Origin of the sequence: Streptomyces angustmyceticus (assembly GCF_019933235.1) — a bacterium.
Taxonomy (GTDB): Bacteria; Actinomycetota; Actinomycetes; order Streptomycetales; family Streptomycetaceae; genus Streptomyces; species Streptomyces angustmyceticus.
The window spans coordinates 3,423,423-3,436,119 of record NZ_CP082945.1; the positions used below are offsets into that span (position 1 = coordinate 3,423,423).

At 72.8% G+C, this 12,697-nt stretch carries 14 protein-coding genes; 5 read left to right on the forward strand and 9 right to left on the reverse strand.

The features are described from left to right. Nucleotides 1-50: 50 nt before the first annotated feature. Both K7396_RS15315 and K7396_RS15320 read right to left on the reverse strand, forming a co-directional pair. Complete coding sequence (locus tag K7396_RS15315) at nt 51-731, reverse strand: response regulator transcription factor (protein WP_086721180.1); 681 nt, start codon at nt 729-731, stop codon at nt 51-53. Next, a complete protein-coding gene (locus K7396_RS15320) occupies nt 728-1,996 on the reverse strand; it encodes a sensor histidine kinase (RefSeq protein WP_086721181.1) in 1,269 nt (422 codons plus the stop codon). Before K7396_RS15320 ends, K7396_RS15315 begins: the two co-directional genes overlap by 4 nt. Nucleotides 1,997-2,533: 537 nt before the next feature. On the opposite strand from K7396_RS15320, the gene phoU reads away from it, so the two are divergent. Both phoU and K7396_RS15330 read left to right on the forward strand, forming a co-directional pair. Continuing rightward, a complete protein-coding gene (gene phoU / locus K7396_RS15325) occupies nt 2,534-3,211 on the forward strand; it encodes a phosphate signaling complex protein PhoU (RefSeq protein WP_086721182.1) in 678 nt (225 codons plus the stop codon). 156 nt (nt 3,212-3,367) lie between these two features. Then, nucleotides 3,368-3,523: a hypothetical protein gene (locus K7396_RS15330; RefSeq protein WP_158101195.1), complete on the forward strand. Its 156-nt coding sequence runs from the start codon at nt 3,368-3,370 to the stop codon at nt 3,521-3,523. A 215-nt stretch (nt 3,524-3,738) separates the two neighbouring features. Here the strand turns inward: K7396_RS15330 and K7396_RS15335 are convergent, their stop codons facing one another. Next, nucleotides 3,739-3,987, reverse strand: a complete 249-nt coding sequence (locus K7396_RS15335) for an SCO4226 family nickel-binding protein (RefSeq protein ID WP_086721184.1) — start codon at nt 3,985-3,987, stop codon at nt 3,739-3,741. A 186-nt stretch (nt 3,988-4,173) separates the two neighbouring features. Between K7396_RS15335 and K7396_RS15340 the strand changes: the two genes are divergently transcribed. After that, entirely contained in the window at nt 4,174-4,923 is a 750-nt protein-coding gene (locus K7396_RS15340; RefSeq protein ID WP_152104746.1) for a hypothetical protein, read from the forward strand. 157 nt (nt 4,924-5,080) lie between these two features. Here the strand turns inward: K7396_RS15340 and K7396_RS15345 are convergent, their stop codons facing one another. From K7396_RS15345 to mshA, 3 genes are all read right to left on the reverse strand, one after another. Then, nucleotides 5,081-5,842 carry a phosphoglyceromutase gene (locus K7396_RS15345; RefSeq protein WP_086721901.1) on the reverse strand — a complete coding sequence of 254 codons (762 nt, stop codon included), beginning with the start codon at nt 5,840-5,842 and terminating at the stop codon, nt 5,081-5,083. Between the two features lie 337 nt (nt 5,843-6,179). After that, on the reverse strand, nt 6,180-6,725 hold the full coding sequence (locus tag K7396_RS15350) for a type III secretion system chaperone family protein (protein ID WP_223659981.1): 546 nt from the start codon (nt 6,723-6,725) through the stop codon (nt 6,180-6,182). Then, nucleotides 6,718-8,088 (reverse strand): D-inositol-3-phosphate glycosyltransferase, encoded by a 1,371-nt coding sequence (mshA, locus tag K7396_RS15355; protein WP_086721434.1) that lies wholly within the window; start codon nt 8,086-8,088, stop codon nt 6,718-6,720. The genes K7396_RS15350 and mshA overlap by 8 nt, the downstream gene beginning before the upstream one ends. A gap of 240 nt (nt 8,089-8,328) precedes the next feature. Between mshA and K7396_RS15360 the strand changes: the two genes are divergently transcribed. Beyond that, nucleotides 8,329-9,252, forward strand: coding sequence for a class I SAM-dependent methyltransferase (locus tag K7396_RS15360; RefSeq protein ID WP_223659983.1), 924 nt, complete (start codon nt 8,329-8,331; stop codon nt 9,250-9,252). A gap of 106 nt (nt 9,253-9,358) precedes the next feature. Here K7396_RS15360 and K7396_RS15365 read toward each other — a convergent pair whose 3' ends face one another. Next, nucleotides 9,359-10,246 carry a helix-turn-helix domain-containing protein gene (locus K7396_RS15365; protein WP_086721433.1) on the reverse strand — a complete coding sequence of 296 codons (888 nt, stop codon included), beginning with the start codon at nt 10,244-10,246 and terminating at the stop codon, nt 9,359-9,361. A 230-nt stretch (nt 10,247-10,476) separates the two neighbouring features. Here K7396_RS15365 and K7396_RS15370 point away from each other — a divergent pair, with 230 nt between their 5' ends. Continuing rightward, nucleotides 10,477-11,484, forward strand: coding sequence for an aldo/keto reductase (locus tag K7396_RS15370; RefSeq protein WP_086721432.1), 1,008 nt, complete (start codon nt 10,477-10,479; stop codon nt 11,482-11,484). Between the two features lie 200 nt (nt 11,485-11,684). Here the strand turns inward: K7396_RS15370 and K7396_RS15375 are convergent, their stop codons facing one another. After that, on the reverse strand, nt 11,685-12,011 hold the full coding sequence (locus K7396_RS15375) for a histone-like nucleoid-structuring protein Lsr2 (protein ID WP_086721431.1): 327 nt from the start codon (nt 12,009-12,011) through the stop codon (nt 11,685-11,687). Between the two features lie 208 nt (nt 12,012-12,219). After that, on the reverse strand, nt 12,220-12,639 hold the full coding sequence (locus tag K7396_RS15380; protein ID WP_086721430.1) for an NUDIX hydrolase: 420 nt from the start codon (nt 12,637-12,639) through the stop codon (nt 12,220-12,222). Nucleotides 12,640-12,697 lie beyond the last annotated feature (58 nt).

Genomic DNA, 12,697 nt, shown 5'->3' on the forward strand with positions numbered 1-12,697 from the left:
CCGGCGAGCACCCCCCGCGCGCCCGGCCCGTGCCCCGTACGGCCCGGAGCTTACGGCTCGAACTTGTAGCCCAGGCCGCGGACCGTGACGAGGTAGCGCGGCGCGCCCGGGTCGGGCTCGATCTTGGCGCGCAGCCGCTTGACGTGCACGTCCAGGGTCTTGGTGTCGCCCACGTAGTCGGCGCCCCAGACCCGGTCGATGAGCTGCATCCGGGTCAGCACGCGCCCGGCGTTGCGCAGCAGCATCTCCAGGAGGTCGAACTCCTTCAGGGGCAGGTCGACCTTGCCGCCGGAGACCGTGACGACATGGCGGTCCACGTCCATCCGGACCGGGCCGGCCTCCAGGGCCTGCGGAGTGACCTCCTCCGGCTCCCCGCGGCGGCGCATCACCGCGCGGATGCGGGCGACCAGTTCGCGGGAGGAGAAGGGCTTGGTGACGTAGTCGTCCGCGCCTATCTCCAGGCCGACGACCTTGTCGATCTCGCTGTCCTTGGCGGTCACCATGATGACCGGGACGTTGGACCGGCCACGCAGCTGGCGGCAGACCTCGGTGCCGGGCAGGCCCGGCAGCATCAGGTCGAGGAGGACGAGGTCGGCGCCGTTGCGCTCGAACTCGTCGAGTCCGTCGGGGCCCGTAGCCGCGATGGCGACCTCGAAACCCTCCTTGCGGAGCATGTACGACAGTGCGTCGCTGAACGATTCCTCGTCCTCGACGACAAGCACTCGGGTCACGGAAGGACCTCCGGGGCTGGGTGAGCAGGGAGCGGATCGTTGAAGGTCTCGTACGGGCGGTCCTCGTCGTCGAGGCCCTCCGCGGAGGGGTCGGCGGGCCGTTCGCGGTCGCGTACGGCTCCGGCTTCCGGGAGACGCAGGGTGAAGGTGGAGCCCTGTCCCTCAGCGCTCCACACCGTGACCTCCCCGCCGTGCGAGGCGGCCACATGCTTGACGATGGCGAGGCCGAGGCCGGTCCCGCCGGTGGCGCGCGAGCGCGCCGGGTCCACACGGTAGAACCGCTCGAAGACGCGGTCCCGGTCCTTTTCGGATATCCCGATGCCCTGGTCGGTCACCGCGATCTCGATCAGGTCGCCGCCGGGCGCGGCGACGCGGCGTCCGGCGATCCCGACGCGGGTGCGTGCCGGGGAGTAGTTGACGGCGTTCTCGACGAGGTTGCCCAGGGCCGCGGCGAGCTGGCCGCGGTTTCCCCAGACGTGCAGGTCGGCGGCGCCGCCGACGGCCATCGTGATCTGCTTCGTACCGGCCTGCTGGCGGCAGCGGTCCATCGCCTCGGCGACCAGCTCGTCGACCCGGACCGGCTCGGCGTCCTCCAGCGGGTTGTCGTTCTGCACCCGGGAGAGGTCGATGAGCTCCTGGACGAGGTTGGTCAGGCGGGTGGCCTCGTTCTGCATCCGGCCGGCGAAGCGCTCGACGGCCTCGGGGTCGTCGCTGGCGTCCATCACGGCCTCGGAGAGCAGCGACAGGGCGCCGACGGGGGTCTTGAGCTCATGGCTGACGTTGGCGACGAAGTCCCGGCGGACCGCTTCTATCCGGCGGGCCTCCGTGAGGTCCTCGACCAGCAGCAGGACGAGCCGGGAGCCGAGCGGGGCGACTCTGGCGGAGACCGCCAGGGCCTCGCCGCGGCCGGTGCCGCGGCGCGGCAGATCCAGCTCGACCTGGCGTATCTCGCCGTCCCTGCGGGTGTCGCGGGCCATCTGCATCATCGGCTCGACGGCGAGCTTGCCGCCACGGACGAGGCCGAGGGCGTAGGCGGCGGAGCTGGCCTTGACGACGGCGTCGGCCTCGTCGAGGACCACGGCCGAGGAGCGGAGCACCGACAGGACGGTGTCGACCCCGGGCGGCAGCACGGCTTCGGTGTGCAGGGAGGTACGGGTGGGTTTGGCCTGGTCGCGTTCGCTCCAGCGGAACGCCAGCATGGCGAAGACACCGGTACAGAGCCCGGCGATCGCAGCCACTGCGGCGACGGCCGCGTCCACGTTCATGACTCCAGGTTATGCGCCTGCTCGGACACTTCCCCAGCCTTGCGGGGCCCTGCTCGAACAGCCGTCGCCCAGAGTTCACCGTCAAGTCCCCGCCGGTTCACTCCGGAGGCCGGGGCGGAACGGTCGGCCGCCGGCCGGACACCCCAGGGGGCACCGGCGCGAGCACCCTCCCACCGGGGTGCCCGGCCAGGTGAACGGGGTCGCGGCCCCCGGGGCCGTGGATGAGTCGCCCAGAGTTCACCTTCACGTCGGTGCCGGTTCACCCCCGGTGGCACCGCACGTCGCGCGGTGCCCGCAGGGTGACGGTGCGGGTGCCACGCGGTGTGCACCGGCGCGCGGCCGGACACCCAGAGCGACCGCGCGGGCCACGGCCCTCCGGGGCACCGGCACCGCGGCGGCCGGCCCCGTGGAACCGGCCCTTCCCGGGCACGGGCCGCGCGGGCACCGACCGTGAGAGCGTGGGCACAGGTCACCCTGCACCCCGTTCCACCTCCCACCCACGCCACACCACCACATCGATGCGAGAGAAGGTCACAGATGCGGGACGCGTACCACGAGGAGCTGGATTCGATCGGCGAGGGCCTGGTCGAGATGGCCCGGCTCGTCGGCTCCGCGATCGGGCGCGCCACCACGGCGATACTCGACGCGGACCTCAAGCTGGCCGAGAACGTCATCGCCGCCGACGAGAAGGTCGACGACCTCCAGCGCGACCTGGAGGCGCGCGCGATCGCCCTGCTGGCGCGGCAGCAGCCGGTCGCCACCGACCTGCGGATCGTCGTCACCTCGCTGCGGATGAGCGCCGACCTGGAGCGCTCCGGCGACCTGGCCCAGCACGTGGCCAAGCTGGCCCGGCTGCGCTTCCCGCAGACGGCCGTTCCGCAGGATCTGCACGCCACCATCCTGGAGATGGGGCAGCTGGCGCAGCGCCTGATGGCCAAGGCCGCCGAGGTCATCATCACCAAGGACGTCGACCTCGCCCTGCAGCTGGAGCAGGACGACGACGCCATGGACATGCTGCACCGCACCCTCTTCCAGCACCTGATGGACGACCGCTGGAAGCACGGCATCGAGACCGCCGTGGACGTGACCCTGCTGGGCCGCTACTACGAGCGTTTCGCCGACCACGCGGTGTCCGTCGCCAAGCGGGTCGTCTACCTCGTCACCGGCGAGCACGCCGACGAGATCGCCCCGCCGACGGCGGTGGAGGGCGCGTAGTCGTTGCGGCGGGGGCGTGGCCCGCGGCGGCGGGCGGAAGGCGCGAGTCCGCCTCCGGAGCCGCCGTGCGCCGTTGACGTGTGCCTCCACGCGCCGTTGACGCGCCTCGGCACCCGGGCTTGCAATGGGCACCAGGTGACCCGTAGGAGGCAATGCATGGCACCCATGGCGGACTCCCCCAACCCCGCGCCCGACGCCCCGACGGCCGTCGAGCGTCCACGGCTCCCCCTGCTCGGCGCCTGCGGCTGCGGCTCCGGCTGCAGCTGCGGCTGCCAGTCGGGCGGACCGTGCCAGTGCGGCGGCGGCTGCTAGCAACCGTCACGCACGGCGGCGCACGGCGGTCGCCACCACGGCACTAGGCGCAGCGCCTTTGCGGCCCCGGCTGGGTTTCTCCGGCCGGGGCTGTTGCTGTTCGGCGGGGCGTTCAGCTGGAGCCGGGGGCGTTGCCGTACGGCGGGTCTGTCCCGGGGCGTTGCCGTACGGCGGGGCCGGGCCGGTCGGTCGGCCCTTCCTCGGGTCCTTGGCGCTCAGAGAGAGATCGACAGCGGATGGATCTCGTCGGCCTTGTGGCCGGCCCGCTCGTGGATGCGTTGCACGGCCCCCGCCGACGGCGCGTCCGACAGGCAGAAGACATCCCCGGAGTCGGTGTCGGCCCACGCGTGCTCGAACGTCACGCCCTCCTCGCTCTGAATGGCGAGATCGGCCTGGTGCGCCGCACTCAGCTCGTCGGGCGTCACGCCCTTCATACCGTGATGGATGTCCATGAACTTGGGCATCGAACTCATCCTTCCGGTCGCAGACGGATACGTCTCCCCTTCCATGCTGCCTCCGAACACCACGGTCCTCGCCCCAAAGGCCATCGCCCGCGGCGCGGCGGGCCCGTAAGCTTCCGCCCTGGTTCCGTCCCCCTTGCCCCCACAGCCGTCCCCGGCCCGCCTTCCGGCACGATCGCGGAGATCCCCATGCCCCTCGAAGGACCGCGCCACCTGCTCGTGCAGGCCCGATCCGAACCCTCGCCCCTGTACGAGCCGTACGGGCACGGGACGCACGAGGACATCGAGACCTTCACCGGCAACGTGCCCCTGGACGACCCCGCCCTGGACCTGCCGGAAGACCTGGCCCGCGCGCTGCACTCGTGGTCCCGGTCCCGTCCGGCCGGCGGTTTCCCCTCCCGCCCGGCCCTGCGGAAGCACGTCGCGCAGGGCCGGGCGGCGGCCCGGCGGCTGGCCCGGCACCTCGGGCCGTCGTGGGCGGTGCGCTGTTGGGACGAGCGGCACCGGACGTCGAAGTGGGTGTGCTGGGGCTGCGAGCGCCTGCACTGGGAACGCGACAGCCACGGCACGCCTCCCCACCCGGTGGACCTCACCGTCGAGGGCGAGTTCCACTACGGTCCGCTGCGCTCCGACGGCTTCGGCGACTTCTTCCCCGACGACCCGGCCGCCGCCCTGCACGTGTCCGACGACCTCGTCACCGCCCTCAACGGCTGGGCGAACGAGATCGACACCACCCTGAACCTCGACCTCCGCGACCGGGTGGAGGGCAAGTACGACGACACCTGGCAGCGCCTGTTCCACGAGGGCGGAGACCTCGCCAGACAACTCGCCCACGAACTCGGCCCCGCCCGCACCGTGACCTACAAGGGCCTGGCGAACGGCGGCCTCGCCGCGATGACGTACGTGGTGTGGCGGGGGGACCGGGAATTGCCGGTGTGAGGGGGGCGGGACATGCGGGGGGGATGGCGAGCTGGTGAGTGCGCTGAGAGCGCGATGATTCAAGATCCGGTGCGCTGGGAGCCCCCCAGTGACACCAGGCCATGACAACGCCCCCGGCCGACGCGATGAGCACAGGTCGGGGGCGTGATCACGCGGGTTACTTCTTCTTGCCCTGGTTCTTCACGGCCTCGATGGCGGCCTTGGCGGCTTCCGGGTCGAGGTAGGTGCCGCCGGGGGTGAGGGGGCGGAAGTCGGCGTCGAGGTCGTAGGCGAGCGGGATGCCGGTGGGGATGTTCAGGCCCGCGATGTCCTCGTCGGAGATGCCGTCGAGGTGCTTGACCAGGGCGCGCAGGGAGTTGCCGTGGGCGGCGACGAGGACCGTCTTGCCGGCGCGGAGGTCGGGGACGATGCCGTCGAACCAGTACGGGAGCATGCGGACGACGACGTCCTTGAGGCACTCCGTCTGCGGGCGCAGCTCCGGGGGGAGGCCGGCGTAGCGCGGGTCGGAGAACTGGGAGTACTCGGCGTCGCGGTCGAGGGCGGGGGGCGGGGTGTCGTACGAGCGGCGCCAGAGCATGAACTGCTCCTCGCCGAACTCGGCCAGCGTCTGTGCCTTGTCCTTGCCCTGCAGCGCGCCGTAGTGGCGCTCGTTCAGCCGCCAGCTGCGGTGGACCGGGATCCAGTGCCGGTCGGCGGACTCCAGGGCGAGCTGCGCGGTGCGGATGGCGCGCTTCTGGAGGGAGGTGTGCACTACGTCGGGGAGCAGGCCGGCGTCCTTGAGCAGCTCTCCGCCGCGGACTGCCTCCTTCTCGCCCTTCTCGTTGAGGTTGACGTCCACCCAGCCGGTGAACAGGTTCTTCGCGTTCCACTCGCTCTCGCCGTGGCGGAGGAGGATCAGCTTGTACGGTGCGTCGGCCATGGCGTCGAGCGTAATCCAAGTCGGCGTGGCGCCCTCTCCGGGTCCGGGACCTGGGCTTCTCGGCGTCGTTCGACGGTTCTCGCCAAATGAGTGGCGGTGGCGGCGGCGTCCTCGGACGCCGGGGCAGAGCGGGGTTCCCACGCCACGGCCGGGCAGGACGCCGGGATCACGGTGGAGACGGCGCGCTCGCCCGTGCAGCAGGAGGTGCCGCAGCCGGTGCCGCACTCGGCCCCCTGAGCGGCGCTGCCCCGGGGCGTAGGACCCACCGCCGGACACGCGCACGGTCCCGTCCGCGGCCGTCCGCGGCGGCCGTCCGCGTCGTCGCGGGCGGGCAGGGCTACGCGGAGCGCTCGCGGGTCAGGTGGGCGAAGGCGTCCAGGTTGCGGGTGGACTCGCCGCGGGAGACGCGCCAGGCGTACTCCTTGCGGATGGCGCTGGCGAAGCCCATCTCCAGGAGGGTGTTGAAGCTGCCATCGGCGTTCTCCAGGACCGTGCCGAGGAGGCGGTCGAGTTCGTCGGGGGTGACGGCGGACAGCGGGAACTTGCCGACGAGGTAGACGTCGCCGAGCTTGTCGATCGCGTAACTCACGCCGTAGAGGCGGGTGTTGCGTTCGAGGAGCCAGCGGTGGACGGCCTCGTGGTTCTCGTCGGGGTGGCGGACGACGAAGGCGTTGAGGGAGAGGGAGTGCCTGCCGACGATGAGCGAACAGGTCGTGGAGAGCTTGCGGGTGCCGGGGAGCTTGACGACGTAGGTGCCGTCGGCGGGTGACTCCCATTCGAGTTCGGCGTCGGTCAGGGTCCGCTCGATCACGGCCTTGGCCCGCACCACCGCCTCGGCCGTGGTGCCGCCCGCCGCGTCGTTCTTCTCTCGCTCGTCACCCATGGAGGGATCGTAGGTGACGGCGGTGTTCCTGCATGGCGTCGGTGTAGACATCGCCCGTGGCCGCGGCGGCGGTGTCCCAGCCGAAGGACTGGGCGTGCCGGGCGGCTTCGGTGCCCATCCGGGCGGGCAGGGCCGGGTCCGCGACGAAGCGGGCGAGCGCGCGGGCGTAGTCGGCCGGGTCGTGGCCGTCGACGAGGAAGCCGCTGACGCCGTCGCGCACGGCCACCGGCAGACCGCCGACCGCGGCCGCGACGACCGGGGTGCCGCACGCCTGGGCCTCGATGGCGACCAGGCCGAAGGACTCGCTGTACGAGGGCATGACCAGCACGGAGGCGGCGCGGTACCAGTCGGCGAGCTGCTCCTGGCCGACCGGCGGGCGGAACTGCACCAGGTCGGCGATGCCGAGGCGGGCGGCCAGCTTCTGCAGCCCCTCGGGCTTGGCCAGGCCGCTGCCGCTGGGCCCGCCGACCACGGGCACCACCATCCGGGAGCGCAGCGAGGGGTCCTCGTCCAGCAGGGCGGCGGCCGCGCGCAGCAGGATGTCGGGGGCCTTCAGCGGCTGTATGCGGCCGGCGAACAGCGGGATGACCGCGTCCTGCGGCAGGCCCAGGCGGGCGCGGGCGGCGGCCCGGCTCTCGGCGACGTCGCCGCCGGCGGGCCGGAAGCGGTCGAGGTTGACGCCGGGGTGCACCACGGCGACCTTGCCGCGCTCGGCCTCGTAATGCCGGGCGAGTTCGTCCGCCTCGCCGGCGGTGTTGGCTATCAGGCGGTCGGCGGCCCGGACGATCTGCGTCTCGCCGATGACCCGGGCGGCCGGCTCGGGGGTGTCGCCGGCGGCCAGCGCGGCGTTCTTGACCTTGGCCATGGTGTGCATGGCGTGCACCAGCGGGACGCCCCAGCGCTCGGCGGCCAGCCAGCCGACATGGCCGGAGAGCCAGTAGTGGGAGTGCACCAGGTCGTAGTGGCCGGGGCGGTGGCCGGCCCAGGCCTGCATCACGCCATGGGTGAAGGCGCACAGCTGGGCGGGCAGCTCCTCCTTGGCCAGGCCCTCGTAGGGGCCGGCGTCCACATGCCGTACGAGGACGCCGGGGGCGAGCTCGACGGTCGGCGGGAGGGTGCCGGTGGTGGCACGGGTGAAGATCTCCACCTCGATGTTGATCGAGGCGAGCTTCTTGGCCAGCTCGACGATGTAGACGTTCATGCCCCCGGCGTCGCCGGTGCCGGGCTGGTGCAGCGGGGAGGTGTGGACGCTGAGCATCGCCACCCGGCGCGGACGGCGCAGGCTGCCGGGCAGGCGCAGCCGGGACGGGCCCGGGAACTGGCCGTGGGGCCGACTGCGGAGCCGGGATGCGTATGGGCTCACGTCGAGCTACCTCCTTGGCACGGGGCGGGCGGCGCGCCTCCGCACCCCTCCAACAACAGACCCCGGCCATCCATTTCCGTCCGGCGGGCTCCGGCCGTACTTTGCCAAAGCGTGACCAAGGGATGTGGCCAAGGGGCGGGATCGAGGGGCCTGGGCAGGCGGAAGGCACCGGGCCTCGGCGGACGGCTCACCCGACCGCGGCGGACGGCGCTCCCCCGGCCACCCCATACCCTCGATGTCATGGTCCGCCGCCCCGCCGTCTCCGGCGCCGCCCTGATACCCGCGCAGTCCCGGCCCCTGGGAAACGCCACCCGCGGGACCACCAACCCCAACCGCCTGCGCCGTATGGACCGCTGGATAGCGGCCGAGCACGGCGCCGCGCTGCGCCGCGCCGCCGACCCCGTGGCGGTCGACCTCGGCTACGGTGCCGCGCCCTGGACCGCGGTGGAGCTGCTGGGCCGGCTGCGTACGGTGCGCCCGGACGCCCGGGTCGTCGGCATAGAGATAGATCCGGCGCGGGTCGAGGCGGCCCGGCCGTACGAGCGGCCGGGGCTGGACTTCCTCCACGGCGGCTTCGAGGTGCCGCTGCCGGGGCAGCGGCGGCGGGCGCCGGTCCTCATCCGGGCCGCGAACGTGCTGCGGCAGTACGACGAGGACGAGGTGGCCGCCGTGTGGCAGCGGCTGTGCGCACGGCTGGCGCCCGGCGGGCTGCTGGTCGAGGGCACCTGCGACGAGATAGGGCGGCGGCACGTGTGGGTGGCGCTGGGCCCCGAGGGTCCGCGCACGGTCACCTTCGCCACCCGCCTCGGCTCCCTCCACACCCCCTCCGACCTGGCCGAACGCCTCCCCAAGGCGCTGATCCACCGCAATGTGCCGGGCGAGGGCGTGCACGCCTTCCTCCGGGACTTCGACCGCGCCTGGGCCAGCGCCGCCCCGCTCGGCGCCCTCGGGGCCCGCCAGCGGTGGCGCGCCGCCGTACAGGCCCTGGCGGCGGACTGGCCGCTGACCGGCGACCCGCGGCGCCGGCGGCAGGGGGAGGTCACGGTGCGGTGGGAGGCGCTGGCGCCCAGGGGCGGGGCGGTGGGCGGTTGGGCCCTGTGGCGGCAGGCCCAAGCCTCTGTCACTGCCTCCGCCTCGGTCCCGGCCCCTGCCTCTGCCCCGTAAGGCGCCGCGCGGGACTGCACCCGGCGGCCGGGCCGTCGCGGTGCGTCGCCGTGCTTCGTGGGGTGTTGCCGGGTGTTGCCGGGTGTCGCCGTACGTCGTCGGGTCGCTACGCCGTCAGGACCGGCCGGCCCAGGGCGCCCAGTTCCCGCAGCCGTCGCTCCGTCGGTGACCCGCGCTCGGCCGTGTACGTCACGAGCGCCTGGTCGGCGTCGGTGGTCAGCCGGAAGCTCTCGAAGGTGAGCACCAGCTCGCCGACGTGCGGATGCTGGAGGGACTTGGTGCCGCACAGGCACTCGTGCACCGACTGCGTCTCCCAGATCCGCCGGAAGTCCCGGCTGTGCGCGAGGAGTTCGTTGACCACCTCGCAGATCCGCGGGTCCTCGGGGTGCCGCCCGCTCTCGGCGCGCAGGTTGCCGACCACCTCCACGGCCTTGGCCTCCCAGTCCGGGTGCAGGGTGCGCGCGGCCGGGTCGAGGAAGACCAGCAGCGCGGTGTTGCGCCGGTCCGGGGCGAGTGCCGGGAGGTCGAAGGCGATCCGGCCGCCGAGCGCGTTCCAGGCCAGGATGTCCAGGCCGCGGCCGAGGACCATGGCCGGGACGGTGGTCTCCATCGCGTCCAGGAGCCGCTGGATCTCGGGGCGCACGGTCTGCCGGGGGCCGGCGCACGGGTCACCGTCCGGGCCCGTCGCCGCGCCGCCGTCCGCCGGGCGGCGCCGGGGTGCGGCGATGTTGCGCAGGTAGGTCACCTCACCGCCGGACAGCCGCAGCGCCCCGGCGATCGCGTCCAGGACGGAGTCGGAGATCGCGGGCGCCCGGCCCTGTTCGATGCGGGTGTAGTAGTCGACGCTGATGCCGGCGAGCTGGGCGACCTCCTCGCGCCGCAGCCCCCGCACCCGGCGGCGGCTGATCCCGCCGGGCAGGCCGAGCGCCGCCGGGTCGAGCGCCCCGCGGCGCGCCTTGAGGAACGAGCCGATCTCGATTTCCGCGTGCAGCATCGCTCCAGTATGCGGCGCACGGCCGGTTGGGTGGTTCCGCCGGACCCAGGCTGTGACGGGCCTGGTCCGCTCCCCGTAGGGGCAGCAGGGTGGTGCACGGGCACCGCGGGGGGCGCCCCGGGGACCGCTCCGGCACGCCCCTGAGCACCCCCGGACGCACCCTGAGAGCATCCGCCTCTCGCCCCCCGTACGCCCCGCACACCTCGCACACCTCGTACAAGGAGCAGCTCATGCGGCGCAGGATCCTCGGTGGCACCGGCATCTCGGTCAGCGAGTACGCGCTCGGCGCGATGATGCTCGGCGCCTGGGGCAACACCGGTCACGACGACTGCGTACGGATCGTGCACCGCGCGCTGGACGCCGGTATCAACGTCGTGGACACCGCGGACGTGTACGCGGCGGGCGAGTCCGAGGAGATCGTCGGCAAGGCGCTCAAGGGGCGCCGCGACGACGTCGTCCTGGCCACGAAGTTCTTCAACCCGATGGGGCCGGACGCCAACCACGGCGGCAACTCCCGGCGTTGGATCATGCGCGCGGTGGAGGACAGCCTGCGCCGGCTGAACACCGACTACCTCGACCTCTACCAGGTGCACCGCCCCGACCCCGCCACGGACATCGACGAGACGCTCTCCGCGCTCTCGGACCTCGTACGGTCCGGCAAGGTACGGGCGATCGGCACCTCGACCTTCCCCGCCGAGCACCTCGTCGAGGCGCACTGGACGGCCGAGCGCCGCGGCCACCTCCGCTTCCGCACCGAGCAGCCGCCGTACTCGATGCTGGCGCGCGGTGTGGAGAGCGCGGTGCTGCCGACCGCGCAGCGCTACGGCATGGGGGTGCTGACCTGGGGTCCGCTCAGCGCGGGCTGGCTCTCCGGCCGCGCCCTCTCGGCCAGTTCGCGCGCCGGGCTGGAGTCCCAGAAGTTCGATCTCTCGGTCCCGGAGAACGCCCGCAAGGCGGAGGCCGTCGGCGCGCTGTCGGAGGTCGCGGCGCAGGCGGGCCTGACGCTGCCGCATCTGGCGACCGCCTTCGTGCGGGCCCATCCGGCGGTGACGTCGGTGATCATCGGGCCGCGCACCCTCGACCAGCTCGACAGCCTGCTGGACGGCGCCGACGTGACGCTCGACGCGGACGTGCTGGACCGGATCGACGCCATCGTGCCGCCCGGCACCGACCTCAACCCCGCCGACAGCTACTACCAGGCACCGGCCCTCGCGGACGCGTCCTTGCGCCGGCGCTGACCGGGGCGTCTCCGGCGGGGGCCCGGCGTGCGGATTGTCCGGGAAAAGAATCGCTTCGGATTGTTCCTTATGCATTCCAGGAACGCCGGACCGCCGCCGACGGCCCCGCCGACGACGCCGCCCGAACCGGGCACAAACCGGAACCGGACACAAAGAAGCCCCTCACCCGTGGCGAGGGGCTTCCGGTTTATCCAAAAAATTCACTTGGCCTTTTGATACGCCTCACGAATCTCGGCGGGCACGCGCCCGCGGTCGCTGACGTTGTAGCCGCTCGACTTCGCCCAGGCCCGGATCGCGGCGGTGTCCTCACTGGCGGCCGCGGCGGCCTTGCGCGGCTTACGGCCCTTGCCGGTCTTGCGCCCGGCCTTCAAGAACGGGCCGACGGCTTCCAGCAGCTGGTCGTAGCTGTCCGGACTCAAATCGATCTCGTAAGTCACACCGTCAAGAGAAAGCGTGTGGGTGGCGGCCTCGGTGGACTCTTCGCCCGTGAGGTCGTCCGTGTAGATGGTGATTACCTTCTGTGCCATGCAGGCAGTCTAAACCCCTGAAATTGAGCAGCCGGCTCTTTCCGCGGCCCCCTGGTGCGACGAACTGGCTGCCGGTAATGCCCCGGCTTTCCACAACCGGGGGCGGAAGCCGCCCGTAAGCCGCCCGAAGACCGCCGCGGAGCCCCGGAATCCCCCGGCCGATGACAGGGTCCAGGGGGCCAAGTCGGGTCTCAGGCCGAGCGCCGCCTCACGCCAGATGCAGCGCCGCGAGCAGGGCGTCCACGAGGGGGCGGTCGCGTTCCTGGGTGAGGAGGTGGCGGGCGTCGGCGGGCGGGAGCCAGAGCAGGCGGTCGACCTCGCGGTTGGGGGTGAAGGCGCCGGCTACCGCCTCGGCCGCCCAGTAACGGACCTGCTTGGGGCGGCCGTCGACGAGGTAGCAGGAGGTGGGCAGCGGCGCGCCCGGACGGCAGTCCATGCCGGTCTCCTCGGCCACCTCGCGGACCGCGCCGGCCAGCGCGTCCTCGCCGCGCTTCAGCTTGCCCTTGGGGTGGGACCAGTCGTCGTACTTGGGCCGGTGGACGAGCGCGATCTCCAGCCCGTCCTCGGACGCCGCGCGGCGCCACAGGACGCAGCCCGCCGCACGCACAGTCTTCTGAGGCACTGTCACATCATCGCTCCTCTCCGTCCGCTCTCCGCGCGTCGCGTCCTGCCGCCCTTCTCGTGTC

Excerpts from the sequence above, each read along its gene's own strand:
- K7396_RS15345 (WP_086721901.1), bottom strand. The coding sequence starts at position 5,842 with ATGGCCGACGCACCGTACAAGCTGATCCTCCTCCGCCACGGCGAGAGC.
- K7396_RS15370 (WP_086721432.1), top strand. The coding sequence starts at position 10,477 with ATGCGGCGCAGGATCCTCGGTGGCACCGGCATCTCGGTCAGCGAGTAC.
- K7396_RS15335 (WP_086721184.1), bottom strand. The coding sequence starts at position 3,987 with ATGCCCAAGTTCATGGACATCCATCACGGTATGAAGGGCGTGACGCCC.
- K7396_RS15340 (WP_152104746.1), top strand. The coding sequence starts at position 4,174 with ATGCCCCTCGAAGGACCGCGCCACCTGCTCGTGCAGGCCCGATCCGAA.
- phoU (WP_086721182.1), top strand. The coding sequence starts at position 2,534 with ATGCGGGACGCGTACCACGAGGAGCTGGATTCGATCGGCGAGGGCCTG.
- K7396_RS15330 (WP_158101195.1), top strand. The coding sequence starts at position 3,368 with ATGGCACCCATGGCGGACTCCCCCAACCCCGCGCCCGACGCCCCGACG.
- K7396_RS15320 (WP_086721181.1), bottom strand. The coding sequence starts at position 1,996 with ATGAACGTGGACGCGGCCGTCGCCGCAGTGGCTGCGATCGCCGGGCTC.
- K7396_RS15360 (WP_223659983.1), top strand. The coding sequence starts at position 8,329 with ATGGTCCGCCGCCCCGCCGTCTCCGGCGCCGCCCTGATACCCGCGCAG.
- K7396_RS15365 (WP_086721433.1), bottom strand. The coding sequence starts at position 10,246 with ATGCTGCACGCGGAAATCGAGATCGGCTCGTTCCTCAAGGCGCGCCGC.
- K7396_RS15350 (WP_223659981.1), bottom strand. The coding sequence starts at position 6,725 with ATGGGTGACGAGCGAGAGAAGAACGACGCGGCGGGCGGCACCACGGCC.
- K7396_RS15375 (WP_086721431.1), bottom strand. The coding sequence starts at position 12,011 with ATGGCACAGAAGGTAATCACCATCTACACGGACGACCTCACGGGCGAA.